This window comes from uncultured Ferrimonas sp. (assembly GCF_947489035.1).
In the GTDB taxonomy this organism is placed as follows: Bacteria; Pseudomonadota; Gammaproteobacteria; order Enterobacterales; family Shewanellaceae; genus Ferrimonas.
Window position 1 is genome coordinate 117,431 of sequence record NZ_CANLCI010000006.1, and the last position, 22,794, is coordinate 140,224.

Sequence of the window (22,794 nt, forward strand, 5' to 3'; positions counted from 1 at the left end):
GGCTGGGTTAACCCAGCAAATAGAAACTGAGCCACGCCGCACCGCCGCCAAGCAGCGCGCCCACCAACACATCCCCGAGGTAATGCACCCCCAACACCACACGGGAAAACCCGACGGCGGCGGCCCAGCCGTAAGCCAAGGGCGTCAGTGGTGGCCAATACCAGCTCAGCACACTGGCAAACACAAAGGCGGCGGCACAATGGCCCGAGGGCAAACTGAATTTATCGTGGGGTTGAACGATGGACGCCACATTGGCGAGGGCGTGGCACGGGCGAGCTCGTTTTAAGCTGTTTTTTAACAACCAATACAGTGGCAGTTCGATGGCAAAGGCCAGCAAGGCAAAGCGCAACAGCTCGAGCCCCCGCTCGCCGCCGCTGCAAGTCAGTAACACGATGACCAACGCGTAACCGCCGCCGTCGCCACTTAACGAGAACCAGCGGGCGCTGCCCCGCCAGATCCGCAGGTAGGGCAGATGTTGCATCCGCCCCATAAAGGCTCGGTCGTGCTGATCAAGAAATTGCCACATGACGTACTCCCACCGAAATTGTCTGCACTCAAGGTGGCCAATGGCAATGACAATGCGGTGACAGGCGGAGGAAACTACGGTGACACGCACCAAGGCAGTGTGGTTGCCGTGATGATCTGGCGCGTGCTGTAGCTTGTGGCTTGTGGCTTGTGGCTTGTGGCTTGTGGCTTGTGGCTTGTGGCTTGTGGCTTGTGGCTTGTGGCTCAGGGGAAGATGGCACGGCGGGCGTTTGGGGCCGCCCTAAAACCACAAAACCCCAACTGGGCAAAGCCCAGTTGGGGTTGTCTGACCGATGAAACGGCGATTACGCGGCTTGGGCGCTTTTTTCGCGGTTCAGCTTGATCAGGTTGTAGATGTTGATACCAACACAGAAGCCGTTCATCAACGCAACAGGCCAGGCGCCAATGGACGCGCCGTAAATCACAAACAAGATACAGCCGGTCATGTTGATCCAGCGCAGCTTGGTGACGTTGGTCATCATCAAAGAAACAGCAACAAATACGGATGCGGCGTAGCCAACGATCTCAACTAGGTTTAATTCCATGGGGGAAGTGCCTCAATTGCGGGCCCCTAGTAAGCGTTGTTACTTGGTAGTGCCCTGTCTAATTAGAAGCCGATAATAGCAGTGAAGACACTTGCGCCTCTATTCCGCCATTGAGAGTTTGTGACATGGGTCATATTTGAAAACTCTAAGTTCGTGATTTAGAACAATACCGGATGCAGCCCTCGAATTCGGCCGCTGCCATTGCAAATGCAAGCCAGTTCGCTATTTTCGACACAATACCGTTTGCGGGAGCCCTGTAATGCAATACAACACTTCGGCGCTGTGCGATCTGTACGGCGATCAGCTTGATGTGCTGGAACCTATTTTTAGCCACTTTGGCGGCCGTCTCTCTTTTGGGGGGCAGGTGCAAACCATTAAGTGTTTTGAAGACAACAGCGTCCTTCATGAGGTGCTAAGCCAAGACGGCGACCACAAGATTTTGCTGATCGATGGCGGCGGCTCGATGCGACGGGCGCTGCTGGATCAGCAACTCGCTAGCTTAGCGGTAGAGCATCAGTGGCAAGGCATTGTGGTGTTTGGCGCGGTGCGCGATGTGGATCTGCTGGAAGAGCTCGACATTGGCATCATGGCGCTGGCGTCGATCCCAGTCTTGGCGGGGCAACAGGGCGAAGGTCAGCAGGATCTGCCGATCAACTTTGCTGGGGTGACCTTCTGGCCGGGGGATCACCTCTATGCCGACAGCACCGGGATGGTGTTATCGCAAGATCCGCTGGATGTGGATTAACCGCCTCCGGTAATAATGGCCTCAACTTACCATGCGGTGGCGCTACTTCAGCGCCACGGGGCCATCGGCCGCACTAAAGGGACGCAGCTCCCCCACCCCAAAACCCTGCACTCCATCGATCCCCAGTTGCCACAGTTTTTGCGCCAGTTCCGGTTCTTCGACCTGTTGCGCCACCACCTTGATGCCACGGCTGTGCGCCGCCGCAATCATCATCTCGATCAAATCGCTGCTGCCGCTGTCGGTTAATAAGGCGCGGGTATAGCCCGGATCCAGCTTGATCCCCTCGAGCCCCGGTTGCGCCATCAACACCATGCCGGATGGGGTGGTGTGATCCAGCCACAATCGCGCACCCGCTTGGCTCATGGTGCTGATAAAACGCTGGGTCAGCTCGGCATCAATCAGCAGCGCCCGCTCGGGGATCTCCAACGCCAATTGCGACCAGTGGTGGCGTAAGCGCCGTTGCAGCTGCCCGCTTAACAACGGATCCAACACCGATTCGGCGGTTAGGTTGCAGCTTACTGGATAGCGGTGTTGGCGCAGTTTCAGGCGCTCCAGCAGCGCGGTTAACACCCACAAGTCAAACTGCTTAAAGCACTGTTGCCGCGCCACCATCGCCATCACCGGTGCCGGGTTATACCAGCGCTTGCCGTCGCTAAAGCGGGTCAGTAACTCTTGATGCAGCACCTGGCCATTGCGATCTTGCACTGGCTGCGCCAGCAACCGCGGTGGGGTGGTCAGCAACTTGTTCAACAGCTCGCCTTGCGCTGCCAGCAACAGCGGCGGTTGCTCGCTGGGGTGATACTGAAACACGCTCATGGCGGCGCTGCCCAAGGCGTCCGACAGGGTCTGCTCTAACCGCTGCTCCAGCTCGGTGCTGGTTTGATCCAGTTGATAATCACAGGCGGCCATTAACACCCGCTCGCCTCCCGCTTGGCGCAACAACACGCTCAGTTGCTGCCGCGTGTTGCTTTCCAGCTCGGCCACGTCGTGGCCTGCGACTCCGGGAAACAGCAAAATGAAATCCGCAAAACCGATGCGGTACGCCCGCCCTTGGGGCAGCTGTAACGCCAGTTCATGCAGCAGCGCCGCGATCTTTTCCAGCAGGGTTTGTTCGCCACCGATGCCGCCCTTTAATTCCACTTTATCCATGCCGGTTAGGTGCAGCTTCACCACCACCCCGCCTTGGTGCTCGCGATCTTTCAGCGCCTGCTCTAGCCGCTGCCGATAGCGGCTCAGGTTGCCCAATCCGGTTTCATCGTCTTGCAGGGTTTGCTTACGCAGGCGCTCCATCCGCACGCATTGCTGCTTGAACATCGCTTCCGAGTTATCCACCATCAAATTCATGGTGCGTACCAGCGATGCCATCTCGCGAATGCGCGGCAGATGCGCTTGCCGTAGATAGCGGTGCCGCCGCAGGCCATTGGCTTGTTGCTCGGCCAGTTGCAGCGGCCGCAGCAAGCGGCGCAGCAACCAGCTGCCAAACAGCAGCGCCAAGCTGGCGATCACCAATGCCGCCAATAAGGCCTGTTGGCAAATGTGCCACAGCAACCGTTTGCTGGCGGCCACGCTGACTTGCACTTCAACGGTGGCCACCAACCGCCATTGGCCATTCACGTCGCTGCGCATTATCGGCGCTTGCAGCGGCAGAGCGCGGTCGAACCACGCGGGTACCTGTCGTTCACTGGCTGGCCGTTGGCGCTGCAAGCGCTGGCTGCCATCGATGCTTTGCAAGCGAATGTAGGTAAAGTCGCCCTGATCAAAAATGCTGTCGAGCAGCGACTGCGCCAACACCCAATCCGGTTGCGACAGCACCGGCGTTAACGACAACCCTAACGAGGTGGCTGTATCCTGCCCGTGCGCCGCCAATTGCTGCGCTAAAAACTGCTGGCTGGCTCGTAAGTAGATGCCGATGCTGGCGGCGCTGATCACGCTGATAAGCAGCACCAACCCCAGCAGTAACACGCGAAATAGGGTCATCCCTGCGCCTCCTCTTGCAACATTCTTCGGAGCAGATCGCCCCACAGATCGACACCGCTGTCACCGGCTTTCAGCTGCACCCCTTGATCAAAGGCACGCGCCCGCCACAACCCTTCCGCATTGAAGCTGTATACCGGCACCAGATCCGGCCGCTCGGCGCCGGTTTGCACCTGATCTTGCAAGTTATCCAGCACCAACGGCATCGCATCCTTGCTGGCCAGATACAGCAGCACCATGTGCGGTTGGTTCAGGGTTACCGCCTTAACGTACATCAGCCGCAGCCGCTCCGCTTCGATGCCGATGGCACGCAGGGCAAAATACTTCGCAATGGTGAAATCTTCGCAATCACCACCGCCACTGGCCACCATCTCCAGTGGCGTGGCCCAATAGTCGCTGCGCTGCCAATGTTCGGCATCACTGACAAAGGTTAATTGGTTGAAGTAACTGTTGGTGCGCTGCAACTGTGCCTGCACCGAGCGCGACTGCTGGGTTTCTGTGGTTAACCAGCGGCGTAACTGCAGCACCCGTTGCCGCCCAGCGGCGCCATATTGCTGCTCGACCGCCTGCAGCCGTGCGTCGCTAAAAAAGCGCTGCCAGCGCGCCGCAGGCTCCGGCTCGGCCAGTGCCCACCTCGGCCATAAGATCCCCAAGCAGAGAAAAATTCGCAGTAACAACCCACCCTTCCTATTTGTGTGCGTCCAACCTCAAAGGATTGGTATCGCGTCATTTTTGTTGGTTGCGTTATGAGTGTAGACTGTGACCAGTTTCAGGATGCAAACACAGGATTGAGTAGCATGGCCGACAACGGCGAAAACAAGACCCACTTTGGGTACCAAGATGTAGATGCGAACCGCAAAGCCGACATGGTGGCTGATGTGTTCCATTCTGTTGCCTCAAAGTACGACTTGATGAACGACGTCATGTCGTTTGGCGTACACCGTTATTGGAAGCGCTTTACCATCGAATGTGCCGCCGTTCGCCCGGGCATGCGTATTTTGGATCTGGCCGGTGGCACCGGCGATCTGACCGCTAAGTTCTCGCACCTGGTGGGCAACACCGGTGAAGTGGTGCTGGCAGACATCAACGAATCGATGCTGAAAGTGGGCCGCGCCAAGCTGCAAGATCGCGGCATTGTCGGCAACGTTAACTACGTGCAAGCCAACGCCGAAGCGCTGCCGTTCCCTGATAATCACTTCGATGTGATCACCATCGCTTTCGGTCTGCGTAACGTCACCGATAAAGCCAAGGCGTTGCGTTCGATGCAGCGCATTTTGAAGCCTGGCGGCAAGCTGTTGGTGTTGGAGTTCTCCAAGCCACTGAACCCAGCAATGCAAAAAGCCTACGACTTCTACAGCTTCCAGATCATCCCGCGCATGGGCTCGATGATTGCTGGCGATGCAGAATCTTACCGTTACCTGTCTGAGTCCATTCGCATGCACCCAGATCAGGACACGCTCAAAGAGATGATGATTGAAGCGGGTTTCGACCAAGCGGACTACGTCAACTTAACCAACGGTGTGGTTGCCCTGCACCGCGGCTACAAGTACTAAAAACTCGGTAGCAGTCCACGGCGGCTGATGGGACCCCCCGTCAGCCCACCCCGCGGCTCTTCGCCCCCACTTTGAGTGGGCGCGCTTCGGCGCAACAGAGCGCGGTGATCCGGACTGATACACCAGCCAAATAGGACGGCATGCAGCTATCTACTTTGCTGGCAGGCGCAGTTGAAACTGCACTCGCGCGCCTGCTAAAGCAACATCCTCATTCCGCCCCACTGGCCCAATGGCAGGGCCAAGTGGTGCGTGTGCAGCTTCACCCATTGCCGTTTCCGCTGTATCTGATCATGACCGATCCGATCCAAGTCTACAGCCAGTACGATGGCGACTGCGCTTGCAGTCTAGCGCTGTCGGTTTCGACCTTAGCCAAGCTGAAAGACAACGCCAATCTGACCGAGCTCTCTCGCAGTGGCGAACTGCAACTGGATGGCGACATCAAGTTAGCCGGGCAACTGGCCGCCTTATTAGGGGCCATTGAACCGGATCTGGCCGAGCCGCTGGCCAAGCTGGTGGGCGGTGCCATGGCCCATCGCATCGATACTCTCGGTCGCAGTATCTTGCACCGCGCCAGCGCCGATCTGTCCCGCTTAAGCCGCCACAGCGCCGTTTTTGTGCGCGACGAACTGCAACTGGCCCCAAGCCAAACCGAGCTCAACGAGTTTGTTGCCGACGTCGATCAGCTGGCCGAACGGGTGCAACGCATACAGCAGCGCCTTGAACAACACGAGTCGTCGCTATGAGCCTTGCTGCCATGGCTCGTGGCTACACCATTTGCAAAACCCTGCGCCAATATCGCCTCACCGACGCGCTGCCCAGCACCCAACCGCGGCTGCTGCGTTGGCTGGATAAGGGCCTGTTTTGGGTTGGTCGTAAGGCAGCGGATCAGCCTACCCCCGAACGGGTAAAGCTGGCACTGCAAGAGCTGGGGCCGGTCTACATCAAATTGGGGCAGATGCTCTCTACCCGCCGCGATTTGCTGCCGGACGATTTGGCCGACGCCTTAGCGCAGCTGCAAGATCAGGTGCCGCCGTTTGATCCCAAGGTTGCGCGCGCGCGCATCGAAGCCGCACTGGGTGGCTCGGTACACGACTACTTTGACCAGTTTGATCCGCAGCCGATGGCATCGGCGTCGGTGGCACAGGTGCACAGCGCCCGCCTCAAAGGCAGCGGCGATGACGTGGTTCTGAAGGTGATCCGCCCGGGTATAGATCGGTTGATCCACGGTGATCTGCAGCTGATGGAGCTGGGCGCACGCCTGCTGGCCACCACCAAGCTGGGGCAACGGTTGCACCCGGTCGAGGTGATTGCCGATTACCGCCGCACCATTTTGGCCGAGCTGGATTTAACCCGTGAGGGCGACAACGCCAGCCGCATCCGCGCCAACTTTGACGGTTCTGACGCCCTTTATGTGCCGAAGATCTACCCGCAATATTCCCACCCGGATCTGCTGGTAATTGAACGGATCTACGGCGTGCCCGTTACCGACATTGCCCGCTTAAAAGCCCACGGCACCGACATGAAACGGCTGGCTGAACGCGGGGTTGAAGTGTTCTTTACCCAAGTGTTCCGCGACAACTTTTTCCACGCCGACATGCATCCGGGCAACATCTTTATCGACGTAACCGATCCCGCTAATCCCAACTACATCGGCATTGATTACGGCATTGTCGGCCAGTTGTCAGAGCAAGATAAACGCGACATGGCGGCGATCTTTTTGGCGTTTTTCCGCCATGATTACCAACGCTTAGCGGAAGTGTTCTTGGCCACGGGCTGGGTGGATGCCAGCGCCGATCTGAGCGAGTTTGAATTTGCCCTACGGCAGGTGTTTGCGCCGCTGCAAAACTTGCCACTGGGGGAGATCAGCTTCGGCCACGTTCTGGTGAACCTGTTCCGCACCGCCCACGACTTTGGCATGGTGGTGAAGCCGCAACTGGTGTTGCTGGAAAAAACCTTATTGTACGTAGAAGGATTAGGCCGGCAGCTGTACCCAGAGCTGGATCTGTGGGCCACCGCCAAGCCCTATTTGGAAGAGTGGCACGCCCAGCGATTAAGCCCCAAAAGCCAGTGGCAACGGTTTACCGATGCCGCCCCAGACGCACTGGAAAAGCTGCCGGAGATCCCGGCAATGATCCACGAAAACCTAAGTCTCAGCAGAGATTTACTCAAGCAGCCGGAACGGTTACTTGACCGTTACATTGCACAACGGCAACGACATCATAAAAGCAGTTTGTTCTTCCACAGCGGCAGTGTTTTAGTGATCTCAAGCACAATCTTATTGGGCAAAACCGTTACAATCTGGCCTTCCGCCGTCCTCGCAGGGCTTGGCTTTGCGGCATGGATTATCGGCTGGCGAGTTAGAAAACCGTAGCAACGCGCGGTACACTTAAGTTAATTCCACTGGTGAATAAGTCATCAGTCCAACTATCTAAAGATGGAGCCATCAATGGGCAATTTCGGTATCTGGCAACTTTTGATTGTCGCTTTGATCGTCGTGTTACTGTTTGGAACAAAGAAACTGCGCGGCATTGGCGGTGATTTAGGCGGTGCGGTAAAGGGCTTTAAGAAAGCCATGGGCGACGACGATGCAGCGAAGGCCGCACCAGAAGAGAAAGCGGCTGTTGAAGACAAAGCCGACACCAGTGCTGAAAAGACTGAAACCAGCGAACAGAAAAACAAAGAGCAGGCGTAATCGTTTATGTTCGATGGATTCGGCTTTTTTGAGATCATTGTCGTTTGTGTCATCGGTTTGGTGGTACTTGGGCCAGAGCGTCTACCGGTGGCGGTGCGTACTGTCTCCCGCTGGTTTACCACGGCAAAGCGCATGGCCGGTTCGGTTCGCTCCGAACTGGAACAGGAGCTTAAAATTGAGCAACTGCAAGCGGATCTGAAAAAGGCCGAAGCACGGGGCATGCAAGATTTGGATCCCGATCTGCAAAAATCAATTGAGCAGCTGCGCGATGCCGCAGCCTCGGTTAACCGGCCTTACGCCGCCCCTGAAGCGGGTGCCGCTGCGGATCTAAAAGCCGAGGCCAGCGCTCCTGCCCCGACCGATAGCGCCAGCACCCCCGCGTCTTCCAGCACCCCAGCAAAAGATTAAACTATGTCTGAGCAACAACCGCTAATCAGCCACCTAATGGAGCTGAGAAATCGCCTGATGTATGCCATCGGTTCTGTGTTTGCGGTGTTCTTTTCCATCGCGTACTGGGCCAATGACATCTATCACTACCTGTCAGCGCCGCTGTTAGCGGTGATGCCAGATTCGGCGTCGATGATCGCCACCGACGTGGCCTCACCGTTCTTCGCCCCGTTTAAACTGACGCTGGTGTTGTCGTTCTTTATCGCCATTCCGGTGGTGTTGTACCAATCTTGGGCCTTTATCGCCCCAGGGCTGTATAAGCATGAAAAACGGATGGTGATGCCGCTGCTGTTCTCCTCCACCATTTTGTTCTACGCCGGTATCGCCTTTGCGTACTACCTGGTGTTCCCCGTGGTGTTTGGCTTCTTCACCAGCGTGGCCCCTGAAGGGGTACAGATCGCCACCGACATCAACAGTTACTTAAACTTCGTGTTAAAGCTGTTCTTTGCCTTCGGACTGGCATTTGAGATCCCAATCGCGGTAGTGTTGCTGTGCTGGACTGGCGCGACGGATGTCGACAGTCTTAAAGAGAAACGGCCATATATCGTTGTCGGTGCATTTGTCATCGGCATGGCCCTGACCCCGCCGGATGTGATCTCGCAGACCATGTTGGCGGTGCCGATGCTGTTGTTGTTTGAAGGCGGTCTGCTGTTTGCACGCATGTACAAACCCGCAGACGATGAAGACGAGGCCAGCGACGCCGAAGATCCTAGCGCCTAACGCGCCCCCTTCGCAGGTCAGGTTGGCCACCAACCATCTCCACGGAGGGGACCATGCGTCAAACCACACTTACGCTGGCGGCGCTGCTTTTTAGCAGCGCCGCCTTCGCATCCAACAGCAGTTGCGACAGCAACGATCCCACCACTCGCCTAGCCTGCTTTGATCAGCTCGCCGACACCATTGATGCTTGCCAAGCCAAAACCGATAAGCTGGATCGCTTGGTTTGTTATGACGATCTGTATCGCGCCATCAAAACCGCCTTTGGCGGCAAGGCACTGGCCCAGCCCAGTGTGATGCCAACCCCGGCCCCAACCGTGGCCGCCCCCGCGCAGGCAAGCCCCACTGCGGTGCCAGCCCCAAGCCCGGTTACGCCAACCGTCGCCCAAATGCAGGATGGCTTTGGCAACGAACGCAAACGCAGCCAAACCGAAAGTAAGCAGCTCGAATCGATCAGCTCGGCCGTCACTAAAGTGGTGAAGGATCCCTACAAAAAGTGGACCCTGACCCTCGCCAACGGCCAGCGCTGGAAGCAAACCGAAAGTCGTCATTTGCGAGTTAACGTGGGCGACACCGTGGTGATCAAACGCGCCTCCTTTGGCTCGTTTTTGCTGCACCGCGCTGGCAGCAACAAGCAGATGCGAGTCAAACGGCTGTGATGTCGCCGCTGACCGACATTGCGGTTAACCTCTGCTCAAGCCAGTTTGATGATGTCGACGCCATTGTTGAACGGGCTGATGCAGCAGGGGTGACTCGGCTGCTGAATCTGGCGGGGGATCTGGCCGAAGCGCAGCAGGGCATCGACTTATGCCAGCGTTTTGCTCAGGTTTACTCAACCGCAGGGGTGCACCCGCACTACGCCAGCAGCTGGCACGGTGAGAGTCAGCAGCAACTGCGCCAGTTGTTCAACCAGCCCAAATTGGTGGCGGTCGGCGAATGTGGCCTAGACTACAATCGCGATTTTTCACCGCGGCCACAGCAGCGGCAGGCCTTTGCCGAACAGCTGCAACTGGCAGCAGAGCTGAACAAGCCCGTGCTGCTGCACTGCCGCGAAGCCTACCAAGACTTGGTGCCGATGCTGCAACAGCACCGGGCGCAGTTACCGGCGGCGGTATTGCACTGCTTTACCGGCACCGAGCAAGAGCTGGAACACGCCTTAGGTTTGGATTGCTACATCGGCATTACCGGCTGGATCTGCGATGAACGCCGTGGCCAAGAGCTGCGCCGCTTAGTCCGCCAGATCCCCGCCGAGCGGCTGCTGCTGGAAACCGACGCCCCCTACCTGCTGCCTCGGGATCTGAAGCCCAAGCCAAAATCCCGTCGTAACGAACCTTCGCTGCTGCCGCACATCGCGCAAACGGTGGCAACGCTGCGGGGCCAATCTGTTGAAACAATAGCCAAACTAAGCCACGACAATGCAACTCGAGCCTTTAGTTTGTGAGCGAGCGCAACTCGCCAACAACGCCATTTGCTACCATGACGGCATGACGCAAGTCTGACCGTTAACCACAAGGAGCCGAACGTGAGCCCAGTAACCGGAGCGTTTCCACGCCGCCGCATGCGTCGTGTACGCAAAAACGATTTCTCTCGCCGTTTGATGGCTGAAAACGCCATCAGTGCCAACGATCTGATCTACCCAGTGTTCGTGCTGGAAGGCAACAATCGCTGCGAAGCGGTGCCGTCCATGCCGGGGGTAGAGCGTAAGTCCATCGACTTGCTGTTAGAAGAAGCCAAAGAGTTGGTTGAACTGGGGATCCCAGCCGTGGCGCTGTTTCCGGTAACGCCGGAAGAGAAGAAATCGCTGCACGCAGAAGAAGCCTACAACCCAGAAGGGCTGGCACAAAAAGCGGTACGCGCACTGAAGCACGCCTTCCCTGAGCTGGGGGTGATCACCGATGTGGCACTGGATCCGTTCACGACCCACGGCCAAGACGGCATCATTGATGACGAAGGGTACATCCTCAACGACATCACCACCGAGATCTTAGTGCAGCAGGCGTTATCCCACGCCGAAGCCGGCGCGGATATCGTGGCCCCATCGGACATGATGGATGGCCGCATTGGCGAAATTCGCGATGCACTGGAAGCCGCAGGCCACGTCAACACCCAGATCATGGCGTACTCGGCTAAGTACTCCTCCAGCTTCTATGGTCCCTTCCGCGATGCGGTGGGCTCGGCCGGTAACTTGGGTTCAGGCAATAAGCACACCTACCAGATGGATCCGGCCAACTCGGACGAAGCGATCCAAGAAGTGGCGATGGACATCGACGAAGGCGCTGACTACGTGATGGTTAAGCCGGGCATGCCGTACTTGGACATTGTCCGCCGCGTGAAAACCGAACTCAAAGTGCCCACCTTCGCTTACCAGGTCAGTGGCGAATACGCGATGCTGAAAGCCGCCGCCCAAAACGGCTGGCTGGATGAGCAAAAGGTGGTGATTGAAGCGCTGCTGTGCTTCAAGCGTGCCGGTGCCGATGGGGTGCTAACCTACTTCGCCAAAGACGTTGCCCGCTATTTGAAGCAGCAAGGTTAACCGCACCACACCGGTGATAAACGGCAAGCCTTGGGCTTGCCGTTTTTTATGGGAATGATAAAAAAAGTTTGCCGCCGTGGATCACAGTTTTGTGGTTACAGCGGAATCATTTACCCTGAAAACACTCATACTGCCAACATCGTGATAACCAAGGAGTCTCTCCATGAGAGCAATGGCACTCGCGGCGCTGTTGGCGCCAATGTTGTTCACCCCAGCTCAGGCTGAAGGTGGTTGTGGTTTTGAGCAAGCCGGAAAACAGCAAGGCTTGATCGCTACCTGTGATCAAGACACCGAAAAGAAAGAGGTTATTTTGACCGGATTATTAGGCCCTGCGGATCTGGCTCAACAGCCACATTTCGCTGAAAACCTAGCCGCTTACCAAGCGGACGCTGCCGTTATCAGCAAGCTGCAGCAAATTGACGTACCGACTGAAATCATCGTGATCATGGCCACTTGGTGTCCAGATTGTCACCGTGAAACCCCACGTTTGGCCAAGGTCATCGAACAGATGAACAACCCAAACATTAAGGTGACCTACATCGGTGTTGATCGTGAGAAGAAGGACGCCGACGGCCTCGCCGCCAAGTACGACTTTACGCGGATCCCAACCTACATCGTCCAACAGGGCGAGATGGAACTGGGCCGCATCGTTGAGTCGACCAAGTACAGCACCGAGCTGGATCTGTTGGACATTCTGCACAAGTAATTGCCGCAGTTATCCAGCAAAAAAAGGGGCCTTTCGGCCCCTTTTTGTTACGTTTCAGCGCAGCCAATGGTTAATTCAGCGGCTCCAATTCCAACGCCAGTTCTTGCTCATACAACGCCATGTCGGTCTGCCCCAGCATTCGGCTGGTTAAAAAGCCAGAGGTAATGGCGCCGTTAACGTTCAAGGCGGTTCGGCCCATGTCGATCAGCGGCTCAATCGAGATCAACAACCCCACCAAGGCCACCGGCAGATCCAACGCACTTAACACAATCAACGCCGCAAAGGTGGCACCGCCGCCAACCCCCGCCACCCCAAATGAGCCCACCACAATGGTGATCAGCATCGAAACAATAAACAGCGGCTCCATCACATCGATGCCAACCGTGGGCGCGATCATCACCACCAGCATGGCCGGATAGATCCCCGCACAGCCATTTTGACCAATGGTGGCACCAAAGGAGGCGGCGAAGTTGGCGATGCCATCGGGCACCCCCAACTGACGGGTTTGGGTTTGCACCGTTAAGGGGATGGTGGCGGCACTGGAGCGACTGGTGAAGGCAAAGGTCAGCACTGGCCACACCTTCTTCACGTATTTAAAGGGATTGCCGCCAGCCAAGAAAATCAGCAGCAGGTGCACCGCAAACATCAGCCCCAAGGCGGTGTAAGAGGCCAGCACAAAGTTAAACAGGTTGAGGATGTCGGCAAAGTTACTGCCCGCCAATACCTTGGTCATCAGCGCGAGCACCCCATAAGGGGTGAGCTGCAGCACCATGTTGACCATCCGCATCACTATCGCATACGCCACATCCATAAAGCCGGCAAACTTGCTGCCCAGCTCCGGTTGCTGTTGGTACAAGCCCAAGCCCGCTAAGCCAATAAAGGTTGAGAAGATCACCACCGAAATGATTGAGGTATCCCGCGCGCCGGTCATGTCTAAAAACGGGTTGGCGGGGATCAGTTCAATCAAGGTGCGAGGAATGGAGATCGCTTCTGCGCTGCCTTGACGAGCCACTAAGCTGGCGGCGCGCTCGGCTTCACGGCTGCCTTCCACTAAGCCTTCGGCACTTAAGCCAAACAGCTGCGCCACCAACAAGCCGATGGTGGCGGCAATGGCCACGGTAAACAGCAACCAGCCGATCGTCAGGCCGCTGATCTGCCCCAACGATTGGCCATCTTTTAGCTTCATGATGGCGTTGATGATCGACACCATCACCAGCGGCACAATGATCATCTTCAACAGCTGCACATAACCTTTACCGGCAATGTTGAAGTAATCCAATGAGGTTTTTAAGGTGACGCTGTCGCTGCCATACACCAATTGCAACAGAGCGCCGAAGCTGATCCCTAACCCCAAGGCCAAGAACACCCGCCGTGTGAATTTGACCTGCTTGCGCTGCATCGTAAACAGCAAATAGAACATAGCTAACATCATCGCGACATTAGCAATCACCATCACATCCATGGATCCACCTTTATTGGGCACAACGCCAACGACAGTAGGCGCTTGTTAAATTGAGCCTACCTGATGGTCACGGATGGTATCTAAACGGTTGGAAATATACTTATTCTTGAATCGAATAAGGCATAACCAAGCGGTGTTAAGCCGGCTTGGTCATGCGCTGGTAGCGGCGATTCAACTCCACCAAGACACCTTCTCGTAAGGCACCGCCGGCAGGATGCAGCTGCGTAATGTTCAGGGCGATCATCAGCGCTTGTAGGATGGCAAGGCCCGCGGCAAAGGTAGGCACCCGCTCTGAGTTTAAGCCGATTAACTCGGCCCGTTGCTCGGTTAACAGCTCTTGCTGCAACTGCTGCAGCAGCGGCAGCTCAATGGCGTTGATCCCCAGACCACGAGCCTCCGCTAATTCAAACACGCTGCGGAAGGTGCCTGAAATGCCCATCGCCTGCTGCCAGCCAATCTGCGCGATCTGCGCCAGATGCGGCTGCAACGCTGCCATGGCAGCGGCTTGCGCTTGGGCAAAGCCTTGGGCACTTAACCCCTGCGCAAAGTAGCGTTCGGTGTACAGCACCGCGCCCAAGGGCAGCGAGGTTTTGTAATCGATGGCCGCGTCACCCAACACCAATTCGGTGCTGGCACCGCCGATGTCGAGCATCAAGCAGCGGCCTTGCGTGGCGGTGGTGGCGCGCATGCCGTGGAAGATGTATTCCGCTTCGCGCTCGCCGGAGATCACCTCGATGGCGCAGCCCAACAGCGGCTTCGCTTGGGCGCAAAACATCGGCCCATCCGCCGCTTGGCGTAAGGCCGCGGTGGCGTATACCGCCCGATGTTGTGGTTGGTAGTGTTGCAGTAACTCACCAAACCATTGCAGGCAGTCCAGCGCTTCTTGGGCGGCTTGGGGCTCTAACACACCACCGGACACCAGCCCACGGGCTAACCGCACCTTACGCTTATGTTTGGCAATCACTTGGGGAAACTGCCCACCCGGACGGGCCAGCAGCATATTGAAACTGTTGGAGCCTAAAGTAATGGCGGCCACAAGGGGGCCGCCATTGGCGTGATCAACTGCGTCGACGTGGTTGGCGCCCGCCACGGGAGCCTCCTTGACGATCACCACCTGGGCGACGGCGTGGTGCCGTGCGCTTGGGTACGGTTAAATCACTCAGCAATGCGCTTGGATCGTAGCTGCTTTGCGGGATCCCATGCTGGATGTAATCCTCAATAGCAGGCAAGTTCAACGCGTACTGCTCACAAGCAAAACTGATGGAGTTGCCCTTGGCGCCAGCACGGCCAGTACGGCCAATGCGGTGCACGTAATCTTCGCAGTCATCGGGCAGATCGTAGTTGAACACGTGGGTCACATCAGCGATGTGCAAACCACGGGCCGCAACGTCGGTGGCCACCAGAAAATCAACCTCGCCGCTTTTAAACAGCTCAAGGATTTTCAGACGTTTCTTTTGCGGTACATCGCCGGTTAATAAGCCAACACGGTGACCATCGGCGGCCAGCCAGTTATGGATCTCTTCACAGCGGTGCTTGGTGTTCGAGAAGATGATGCCTTTTTCTGGCCACTCCTCTTCAATCAAGGTCAGCAGCAGTTTCATCTTGTCTTGGTTCGACGGATAAAACAGCTCTTCTTTGATCTGCTTGGCGGTTTTACGCTCTGGTTCCACTTGCACATGCTCGGGATCGTTCATGTGTTCGTAGGCCAGTTCCTGCACCTTGAAAGATAAGGTGGCAGAGAACAGCATGTTACGGCGTTCGGCCGGGGCTGGCATGCGACGGAACAGGTAACGAATGTCTTTGATAAAGCCCAGATCGAACATCCGGTCCGCTTCATCCAACACCATCACTTGAATCGCGTCGAGCTTGTACACGCCTTGCTTGTAATAGTCGATCAGGCGACCGGTGGTGCCAACAAGGATATCAACACCAGCAGCGATGGTATCGCGCTGTTCCTCGTAGCCTTCACCACCGTAAGCGAGCCCCATTTTCAAACCCGTGGTTTGAGCAAGAGGCTCGGCATCTTTGCAGATTTGGATAGCCAGTTCACGAGTCGGCGCCATGATCAGCGCACGAGGGCTTTTGCCATCGTGGTGCGCAGGCACCTCGCGCTGCAGCAATTCGTGAAAAGTAGCCACCAAAAACGCCAGCGTTTTGCCGGTGCCGGTTTGCGCTTGACCTGCGATATCTTTGCCTTGCAGCAGGATAGGTAAGGTCAACGCCTGAATGTGGGTACAGTGAGTAAAACCAACGCCTTCCAGCGCAGTAACCACCGTTGATGCCAATGGGAAATCGGCGAATTTTGAGTCGGTAAGATGGGTCTTTGTCATAACGATTGCAGCATATCCGAAGCGCTTGCTATTGGGAACCAATACAGTCAAATTATCGCCAGATAGCGCGGCCAGCTCGCAGCAGCCAGCAACGTCATTGGAACAATTCTCGATTAGGCCAACCGAAAATTGTGATTGGCGGCAACGGTTGAAAGCGGGCAAGCTCGCTCCCATATAGGGACATAGCCCTCCCGGGGATCATTTAATCTGGAGCAAACCATGAGCGACAAAATTCTTACTCTGTCTGACGACAGCTTTGACACCGATGTGATTAATGCCGAACAACCTGTATTGGTTGATTTTTGGGCTGAGTGGTGTGGTCCTTGTAAAATGATCGCCCCAGTGCTGAATGAACTGGCAGAAGATTACGCTGGCCAGCTGAGCATCGGCAAAATGAACGTTGACCAGAACAGCGCAACCCCAGCGAAGTTCGGCATCCGCGGGATCCCTACCTTACTGCTGTTTAAAGGCGGTGAGCTGGTTGGAACCAAAGTTGGTGCCGCATCTAAAACTCAATTAAAAGAGTTTATTGACGGCCATCTGTAAGCCGTTTCAGCTAGGCCAAGCAAAGCCTTGGCCTAGCTCACTCCCGCCAGAGAAAGCGCTGGACGCTCCTAAGCATTGGTGCTAACTTCTTAACCAATAAAAATCTCTGCTGAATTTTTCAGCGATTTCCCCCAAACTTAAACTCAAACTGACCCGTCGGCGCCGCAACGAGCCGCACAGTAATGATCAAAAAGACCCACCTATGAATCTTACCGAATTGAAACAGAAACCGGTCTCCGAGCTGGTAGCTCTGGCCGAATCCATGGGATTGGAAAACCTTGCCCGCGTCCGCAAGCAAGACATTCTGTTTGCCATCCTAAAAGCCCACGCTAAGTCCGGCGAAGACATCTTCGGCGACGGCGTTTTGGAAATTTTGCAGGATGGTTTCGGTTTCCTGCGCAGCGCTGATTCCTCGTACTTGGCTGGCCCCGATGACATCTATGTCTCGCCAAGCCAAATTCGTCGTTTCAACTTGCGTACCGGCGATTCAATTGCTGGCAAAATTCGTCCACCGAAAGATGGCGAACGTTACTTTGCGCTGTTGAAAGTCAATCAGGTAAACCACGACCGACCTGAAAATTCGCGCAACAAGATCCTGTTTGAGAACTTAACCCCACTGCACGCCAACGACCGTCTGCGGATGGAACGAGGCAACGGCTCAACCGAAGACATCACCGCCCGCGTGTTGGATTTGGCCAGCCCAATCGGTAAAGGCCAACGTGGCTTGATTGTGGCTCCGCCAAAAGCCGGTAAAACCTTGCTGCTGCAGAACATCGCCCAGTCCATTGCCCACAACCACCCAGATTGTGAACTGATGGTGCTGCTGATCGATGAGCGTCCGGAAGAAGTGACCGAGATGCAGCGGTTGGTGAAAGGCGAAGTGATCGCTTCCACCTTTGATGAACCGGCTTCTCGCCACGTACAAGTGGCCGAAATGGTTATCGAAAAAGCCAAGCGTTTGGTTGAGCACAAAAAAGACGTGGTGATCCTGCTGGATTCCATTACCCGTTTGGCCCGTGCCTACAACACCGTGATCCCAAGCTCTGGCAAGGTGTTAACCGGTGGTGTTGATGCCAACGCCCTGCACCGTCCAAAGCGTTTCTTTGGTGCGGCCCGTAACGTCGAAGAGGGCGGCAGTCTGACCATCATCGCCACCGCGCTGGTTGATACCGGCTCGAAGATGGACGAAGTGATTTACGAAGAGTTTAAAGGTACCGGTAACATGGAACTGCCTTTAAGCCGTAAGATCGCTGAGCGCCGCGTGTTCCCAGCCATCGACTTCAACCGTTCTGGCACCCGTCGTGAAGAGTTGTTGGCCAACGCCGATGAACTGCAGAAGATGTGGATCCTGCGTAAGATTTTGAACCCAATGCAGGAAGTGGAAGCGATGGAGTTCTTGATCGATAAGTTGGCGATGACCAAAACCAACGACGAGTTCTTCGATGCGATGAAACGCGCCAAGTCAAAATAAGACGGCGTCTTCATCCCTAAAAAACCGGCCATGGCGCCGGTTTTTTTGTGGCCAAAATCCAGCACACCGCTGCCCTATCGTCAGCGATGGCGAGCCGCCAACACGGCTATACTGACAATCATCGGCGGCGGCAATGCACCGCCACGGCCAGCAACGGAGGCGCAATGCAGCTCATTCACCCAAGGGCACGCTTAACCACAGTCAACACCGTCGCCATCGGCGTGGTCGCCCTGAGTTTGCTCACGATGGCACACGCACAGGCTGGCACCGTTGGGATCAGCGCAGAGCCCCGCGCCTCCCTTGGCCTGCATTACCGCAGTGACCAGCACCACCGCTACGGCACCGCTCCTTGGCGCCATCGAACCGTACCATCTTATGCCCGCGGGCCATACGCATCTTGGTCGCCAACAGCGTGGCCCGATTCAGCGCGGCATCCGTCGCACCGATGGGCGCCTTGGCAATCGCTCTGGCGTAACCCCTATTCGTATCGACAATGGCCACCGCGCTACCGTTATCAGCCAACGCCAAGGCTGCCCAAACCTATCCAGCTGAGCCAGCGCACCATCAAGGCGGAGCACGTTGAACGGGGCACGCTCAACCGCCTTCCTGCCAATGCACGTACGCTGCTCACAGCCAACGAGCGCCTCTATCGCTGGCAAGATCAGTGCTACCGCTTAAATCACCAAGACAGTCGCTATCATCCCCAGCCCTGCCCTCGCGTTCACTCGAGCCGCTGAGCCGTTGCCCTCAAACGCAGCCAGCAACGACCAACAAAAAGGCCACCCAAGCGGTGGCCTAATCACAACAATTGCAGAGCAATGGGGTTAGAACTTCACCCCTAACTGCAGCTGGCCACCCACTTCGTCGTCGCTGCCAAACTGCGCCGCCACGTCAAAGGTCACCAGATCCCCCGGCGACAAGCCTAAACCAACGGCAAAGATGTCGTTGTAGTTGCTGGCCATGTCGGTGCGATAGCCCATCCGCGCTTGGGCGGTATCAAACAGGTTGTACTCCAGCCCTAACCGCGCCCATTGGCTGGGCTCTGCAAACAGATCGAACGACTTGTCTTCAATCAGATCCAAGTCGAGCTCGGCGGTGAAGCCCAGCGACTGAAACGCCGCACCGGCGGTGATGGTTGGGCTTAAGGTAACGTTATCCCCTTGGATGTTCTTAAGATCCTGCTCAATCAGGTTGCGCCCCACCAACGCAAAGGCGAAGGGGCCATAACTGCTTTGCAAACCGATATCGAGGTTAAACTCGGTGCTGTCGGTCATGTTGGCGTCGTCGGTTACGTCGTCTTCATCGAAGTTGGCCACATTGGCGTTGTAGTAATAGCTGTCGATGCGCTGCACCTTCGGCGCTATCCCCACCGATAAGCTTGGCAGCAACGGTAGGTTGAATTCCCGCGCCATGGCGAAGGCAATTTCGGTCACCACCGCCGCTTGCAGATCAGAGTTGGTTTGCAGGTCGTCTTCATCAAAATCGACGTTGGGGATCGGCTGGTTCAGCTGATCAACCGCGTCTTCAATTAACTGCCGATCGCTTTCGGCAAAATTAACGATGCCCGATACCGCCCCGTAGGCGTTTAACGACACCCCAAAACCAAAGGTTTTACTGGGGGCATACCCCCCTAACACCAACCCTAACCGCCCTTGAGGCTGCTGCTGATCCAAGGCTTCTAACTGATCCACCAACAGCAGCGCCAACCGCGATGCTTCCGCTTGATCCAAGTTATCCAGCGCCACATCAAAGGCATCGATGGTGTCTTGCACCTCATCGATGTCGTCGGTTACGTCTTGGTAATCCTGCGCCAAGGCACCAACGCCCAGCTGCAGATAGAAATCGTCATTATCCTCAAAGCGCGTTAATAAGGCTGGGTTAACCGCGGTTTGGGTAAAATCGCCAGCGGCGATGCTGGCCCCAGCCATGCCTTGGCTGCGGGCGTCTGCCAGCGGGGAAGCGGTCGCCGCCAATGGCGTCAGCAGCGCCGCGGCGGTAAGTAGAGTCCGTGTTTTCATCATCATTTCCTATCACTACATCGACGGCCATGTGGCTATTCAAACATAGCCAAACTTGCAGAACTAAAACGACCGAAACACGACAAAACTATAACAATTCGACCCAAATTCCCTCCTTTTTCTGAGCCCAAATTGAATCTTTAATACCGAGCCACTGGCACGGCAAAATTACGCCAAAAGACCGCCACATGGCGGGCTTATGACAAATATCAACTGAGGCAATCTACTGGGTCGTTTAGGCAAAAGAGTAATGCGTTTACACAGTTGTTATACTGCCGGTTCACGCGCCGCTGGGCGCTGCCATGGCTGAGATAAAAACAATGAAGTTTAGGGACTTACGCTCATTTGTTGATCACCTCGAACAAGCAGGTGAACTGAAGCGGATCCGCACCGAGGTTGATCCTCACCTAGAGATGACTGAGATCTGCGATCGTATCTTACGCGCAGGTGGCCCAGCCATTCTGTTTGAAAATCCCAAAGGCCACACCATGCCGGTGTTAGCCAACCTGTTTGGTACCCCCAAGCGGGTTGCCATGGCATTGGGCCACGAAGATCCCAAGGCGCTGCGCCAAGTGGGCGAGCTGTTGGCGTTCTTAAAAGAGCCAGAGCCACCATCCGGTTTTAAAGACGCCATCGCCAAGGTGCCGATGTTCAAGCAAGCGCTGAACATGCCACCCAAAGAGGTGAAAAAGCCCAAGTGCCAAGAGATCATCTGGCAAGGGGACGAGGTGGATCTGACCAAGCTGCCAGTACAGCACTGCTGGCCGGGTGATGTGGCGCCCTTGGTCAGCTGGGGGCTAACCATCACCAAGGGGCCGAACCAAAAACGGCAAAACCTCGGCATTTATCGGCAACAGTTGCTGAATAAAAACCAGCTGATCATGCGCTGGTTGGCCCACCGTGGGGGCGCCATCGATTACCAAGAGTTTCAGAAACAACACCCAGGCGAACGCTATCCGGTGGTGGTGGCATTGGGCGCCGATCCCGTCACCATTTTAGGTGCCGTCACGCCCGTACCGGATTCGATGAGCGAATACGCCTTTGCCGGTTTGCTGCGCGGCGAGCGCACCGAAGTGGCCAAGGCACTGACCTGCGATCTGCAGGTCCCGGCCACCGCCGAGATCATCCTTGAAGGCTACCTCGAACCGGGTTTAGAGGCACCAGAAGGCCCTTACGGCGATCACACCGGTTACTACAACGAAGTCGAAACCTTCCCGATTTTGACCGTGACCCACCTGAGCATGCGCCGCGATGCCATCTACCACAGCACCTACACCGGTCGTCCGCCAGATGAACCGGCGATGCTGGGCGTGGCACTGAACGAAGTGTTCGTGCCGATCCTGAAAAAACAGTACCCCGAAATTGAAGATTTCTACCTGCCACCGGAGGGTTGTTCCTACCGCATGGCGGTGATCACCATCAAGAAGCAGTACCCCGGCCATGCTAAGCGGGTGATGATGGGCGCGTGGAGCTTCCTGCGTCAGTTCATGTACACCAAGTTCATCATCATCTGCGATGATGACGTTAACGCCCGCGATTGGAACGACGTGATCTGGGCCATGACCACTCGCATGGATCCAGCCCGCGACACCATGATGGTAGAAAATACCCCGATCGATTATCTTGATTTTGCTTCGCCAGTGGCGGGGCTAGGCTCGAAAATCGGCATGGACGCCACCAATAAATGGCCCGGCGAAACGGATCGCGAATGGGGCGAACCCATCGTGATGGACGACGAAACCAAAGCCAAAGTGGATGCCCGTTGGGCAGAATACGGCTTAGACCCACAAGAATAAGAACAGAGAATTATGAGCCAGATCCTTTGCCAAGTGGACAGCGTAACGCCACTGACCGATACCGTTTTTAAAGTATTACTGACCCCAGAACAGCCACTGGATTTTGTGGCGGGCCAGTACCTCACCATGGTGATGAGCAGCGACGACAAACGCCCGTTCTCCATCGCCTCTAAGCCTGGCGAACGCCAAATCGAATTGCACATCGGTGCCTTCGTGGCTGAAAGCTACGCCATGCAGGTGATTGAACACCTAAACAATCACGCCCAAGTGTGCATTGAAGCGCCGTTTGGCAGCGCCCAGCTGCGCCCAGACAACAAGCGTTCCCGCATTATGGTGGTGGGCGGCACGGGGTTCTCCTACGCTCACTCGATGCTGCAGCATTTGGTTGCCAACGGCGATAAGCGCACCACCTTCTTGTACTGGGGCTGCCGCGATGCGGCGGGCATGTACCTGCAACACGAAGCCGAGCGCCTGGCTCAGCTGCACCCACACTTGAGCTTTATTCCGGTGTTTGATGAACCCGTCAACGGCGCTCGCCAAGGCTCAGTGATCGACGCAGTCTGTGAAGACTTCAGCGATCTCAGTGGTTTTGACATCTACGTGGCTGGCCGTTTCGAGATGGCCGGAGTGGCCCGCGAGCGCTTTGGTGCCCAAGGTGCCAACAGCGACAACTTGATTGGCGATGCCTTCGCGTACTTAAAGTAAGTTGCTTCATCCGCGAATGAACACAAAGC

24 protein-coding genes are annotated in these 22,794 nt (G+C 56.2%); 16 read left to right on the forward strand and 8 right to left on the reverse strand.

The features are described 5' to 3' along the window. Positions 1–7 precede the first annotated feature (7 nt). Both Q0796_RS05870 and Q0796_RS05875 read right to left on the reverse strand, forming a co-directional pair. Entirely contained in the window at positions 8–526 is a 519-nt protein-coding gene (locus Q0796_RS05870; protein WP_298441070.1) for a phosphatase PAP2 family protein, read from the reverse strand. A gap of 304 nt (positions 527–830) precedes the next feature. Continuing rightward, positions 831–1,070, reverse strand: a complete 240-nt coding sequence (locus Q0796_RS05875) for a YgjV family protein (protein ID WP_298441071.1) — start codon at positions 1,068–1,070, stop codon at positions 831–833. 259 nt (positions 1,071–1,329) lie between these two features. On the opposite strand from Q0796_RS05875, the gene rraA reads away from it, so the two are divergent. Further along, a complete protein-coding gene (gene rraA, locus Q0796_RS05880; RefSeq protein ID WP_298441073.1) occupies positions 1,330–1,815 on the forward strand; it encodes a ribonuclease E activity regulator RraA in 486 nt (161 codons plus the stop codon). Positions 1,816–1,857: 42 nt separating this feature from the next. Here rraA and Q0796_RS05885 read toward each other — a convergent pair whose 3' ends face one another. Both Q0796_RS05885 and Q0796_RS05890 read right to left on the reverse strand, forming a co-directional pair. Beyond that, positions 1,858–3,792, reverse strand: coding sequence for an EAL domain-containing protein (locus tag Q0796_RS05885; protein ID WP_298441074.1), 1,935 nt, complete (start codon positions 3,790–3,792; stop codon positions 1,858–1,860). Then, positions 3,789–4,466, reverse strand: coding sequence for a transglutaminase-like cysteine peptidase (locus Q0796_RS05890; protein ID WP_298441075.1), 678 nt, complete (start codon positions 4,464–4,466; stop codon positions 3,789–3,791). Before Q0796_RS05890 ends, Q0796_RS05885 begins: the two co-directional genes overlap by 4 nt. A 120-nt stretch (positions 4,467–4,586) precedes the next feature. On the opposite strand from Q0796_RS05890, the gene ubiE reads away from it, so the two are divergent. The 10 genes from ubiE to Q0796_RS05940 all read left to right on the forward strand — a co-directional run bounded on the left by ubiE (position 4,587) and on the right by Q0796_RS05940 (position 12,437). Then, a complete protein-coding gene (ubiE, locus tag Q0796_RS05895) occupies positions 4,587–5,342 on the forward strand; it encodes a bifunctional demethylmenaquinone methyltransferase/2-methoxy-6-polyprenyl-1,4-benzoquinol methylase UbiE (RefSeq protein ID WP_298441077.1) in 756 nt (251 codons plus the stop codon). Positions 5,343–5,482: 140 nt separating this feature from the next. Beyond that, the gene (locus Q0796_RS05900) at positions 5,483–6,085 is read left to right on the forward strand and encodes an SCP2 sterol-binding domain-containing protein (RefSeq protein WP_298441079.1); all 603 of its coding nucleotides are present in this window, start codon (positions 5,483–5,485) and stop codon (positions 6,083–6,085) included. Further along, entirely contained in the window at positions 6,082–7,713 is a 1,632-nt protein-coding gene (ubiB, locus tag Q0796_RS05905; RefSeq protein ID WP_298441081.1) for a 2-polyprenylphenol 6-hydroxylase, read from the forward strand. The genes Q0796_RS05900 and ubiB overlap by 4 nt, the downstream gene beginning before the upstream one ends. A 75-nt stretch (positions 7,714–7,788) precedes the next feature. After that, positions 7,789–8,034: a Sec-independent protein translocase subunit TatA gene (tatA, locus tag Q0796_RS05910; RefSeq protein ID WP_298441082.1), complete on the forward strand. Its 246-nt coding sequence runs from the start codon at positions 7,789–7,791 to the stop codon at positions 8,032–8,034. A gap of 6 nt (positions 8,035–8,040) precedes the next feature. Beyond that, positions 8,041–8,442 carry a Sec-independent protein translocase protein TatB gene (gene tatB, locus Q0796_RS05915; RefSeq protein ID WP_298441084.1) on the forward strand — a complete coding sequence of 134 codons (402 nt, stop codon included), beginning with the start codon at positions 8,041–8,043 and terminating at the stop codon, positions 8,440–8,442. A 3-nt stretch (positions 8,443–8,445) separates the two neighbouring features. Beyond that, positions 8,446–9,201: a twin-arginine translocase subunit TatC gene (gene tatC, locus Q0796_RS05920; RefSeq protein ID WP_298441085.1), complete on the forward strand. Its 756-nt coding sequence runs from the start codon at positions 8,446–8,448 to the stop codon at positions 9,199–9,201. Positions 9,202–9,254: 53 nt separating this feature from the next. Next, positions 9,255–9,857: a hypothetical protein gene (locus Q0796_RS05925; RefSeq protein ID WP_298441087.1), complete on the forward strand. Its 603-nt coding sequence runs from the start codon at positions 9,255–9,257 to the stop codon at positions 9,855–9,857. Continuing rightward, on the forward strand, positions 9,857–10,639 hold the full coding sequence (locus Q0796_RS05930) for a TatD family hydrolase (protein WP_298441088.1): 783 nt from the start codon (positions 9,857–9,859) through the stop codon (positions 10,637–10,639). The genes Q0796_RS05925 and Q0796_RS05930 overlap by 1 nt, the downstream gene beginning before the upstream one ends. 81 nt (positions 10,640–10,720) lie before the next feature. Continuing rightward, entirely contained in the window at positions 10,721–11,731 is a 1,011-nt protein-coding gene (hemB, locus tag Q0796_RS05935) for a porphobilinogen synthase (RefSeq protein ID WP_298441089.1), read from the forward strand. Between the two features lie 172 nt (positions 11,732–11,903). After that, positions 11,904–12,437, forward strand: coding sequence for a thioredoxin family protein (locus tag Q0796_RS05940; RefSeq protein ID WP_363322306.1), 534 nt, complete (start codon positions 11,904–11,906; stop codon positions 12,435–12,437). Positions 12,438–12,507: 70 nt separating this feature from the next. On the opposite strand, the gene Q0796_RS05945 is transcribed toward Q0796_RS05940, so the two are convergent. The 3 genes from Q0796_RS05945 to rhlB all read right to left on the reverse strand — a co-directional run bounded on the left by Q0796_RS05945 (position 12,508) and on the right by rhlB (position 16,229). Then, on the reverse strand, positions 12,508–13,899 hold the full coding sequence (locus tag Q0796_RS05945) for an L-cystine transporter (RefSeq protein WP_298441091.1): 1,392 nt from the start codon (positions 13,897–13,899) through the stop codon (positions 12,508–12,510). A 136-nt stretch (positions 13,900–14,035) separates the two neighbouring features. Further along, positions 14,036–14,989 carry an exopolyphosphatase gene (locus Q0796_RS05950; protein WP_298441092.1) on the reverse strand — a complete coding sequence of 318 codons (954 nt, stop codon included), beginning with the start codon at positions 14,987–14,989 and terminating at the stop codon, positions 14,036–14,038. Continuing rightward, positions 14,958–16,229 carry an ATP-dependent RNA helicase RhlB gene (gene rhlB / locus Q0796_RS05955; protein ID WP_298441093.1) on the reverse strand — a complete coding sequence of 424 codons (1,272 nt, stop codon included), beginning with the start codon at positions 16,227–16,229 and terminating at the stop codon, positions 14,958–14,960. The genes Q0796_RS05950 and rhlB overlap by 32 nt, the downstream gene beginning before the upstream one ends. Positions 16,230–16,448: 219 nt before the next feature. Here rhlB and trxA point away from each other — a divergent pair, with 219 nt between their 5' ends. The 3 genes from trxA to Q0796_RS05970 all read left to right on the forward strand — a co-directional run bounded on the left by trxA (position 16,449) and on the right by Q0796_RS05970 (position 18,983). Then, complete coding sequence (gene trxA / locus Q0796_RS05960; RefSeq protein ID WP_298441094.1) at positions 16,449–16,775, forward strand: thioredoxin TrxA; 327 nt, start codon at positions 16,449–16,451, stop codon at positions 16,773–16,775. 202 nt (positions 16,776–16,977) lie between these two features. Continuing rightward, positions 16,978–18,246, forward strand: a complete 1,269-nt coding sequence (gene rho, locus Q0796_RS05965) for a transcription termination factor Rho (RefSeq protein WP_298441095.1) — start codon at positions 16,978–16,980, stop codon at positions 18,244–18,246. A gap of 164 nt (positions 18,247–18,410) precedes the next feature. Next, positions 18,411–18,983, forward strand: coding sequence for a hypothetical protein (locus Q0796_RS05970; RefSeq protein ID WP_298441096.1), 573 nt, complete (start codon positions 18,411–18,413; stop codon positions 18,981–18,983). A gap of 87 nt (positions 18,984–19,070) precedes the next feature. Here Q0796_RS05970 and Q0796_RS05975 read toward each other — a convergent pair whose 3' ends face one another. Next, positions 19,071–20,264, reverse strand: a complete 1,194-nt coding sequence (locus Q0796_RS05975) for a conjugal transfer protein TraF (RefSeq protein ID WP_298441098.1) — start codon at positions 20,262–20,264, stop codon at positions 19,071–19,073. A 320-nt stretch (positions 20,265–20,584) separates the two neighbouring features. Between Q0796_RS05975 and ubiD the strand changes: the two genes are divergently transcribed. Continuing rightward, positions 20,585–22,060, forward strand: coding sequence for a 4-hydroxy-3-polyprenylbenzoate decarboxylase (gene ubiD, locus Q0796_RS05980; RefSeq protein ID WP_298441099.1), 1,476 nt, complete (start codon positions 20,585–20,587; stop codon positions 22,058–22,060). Positions 22,061–22,072: 12 nt separating this feature from the next. Continuing rightward, positions 22,073–22,765 (forward strand): NAD(P)H-flavin reductase, encoded by a 693-nt coding sequence (fre, locus tag Q0796_RS05985; protein WP_298441100.1) that lies wholly within the window; start codon positions 22,073–22,075, stop codon positions 22,763–22,765. Positions 22,766–22,794: the final 29 nt, after the last annotated feature.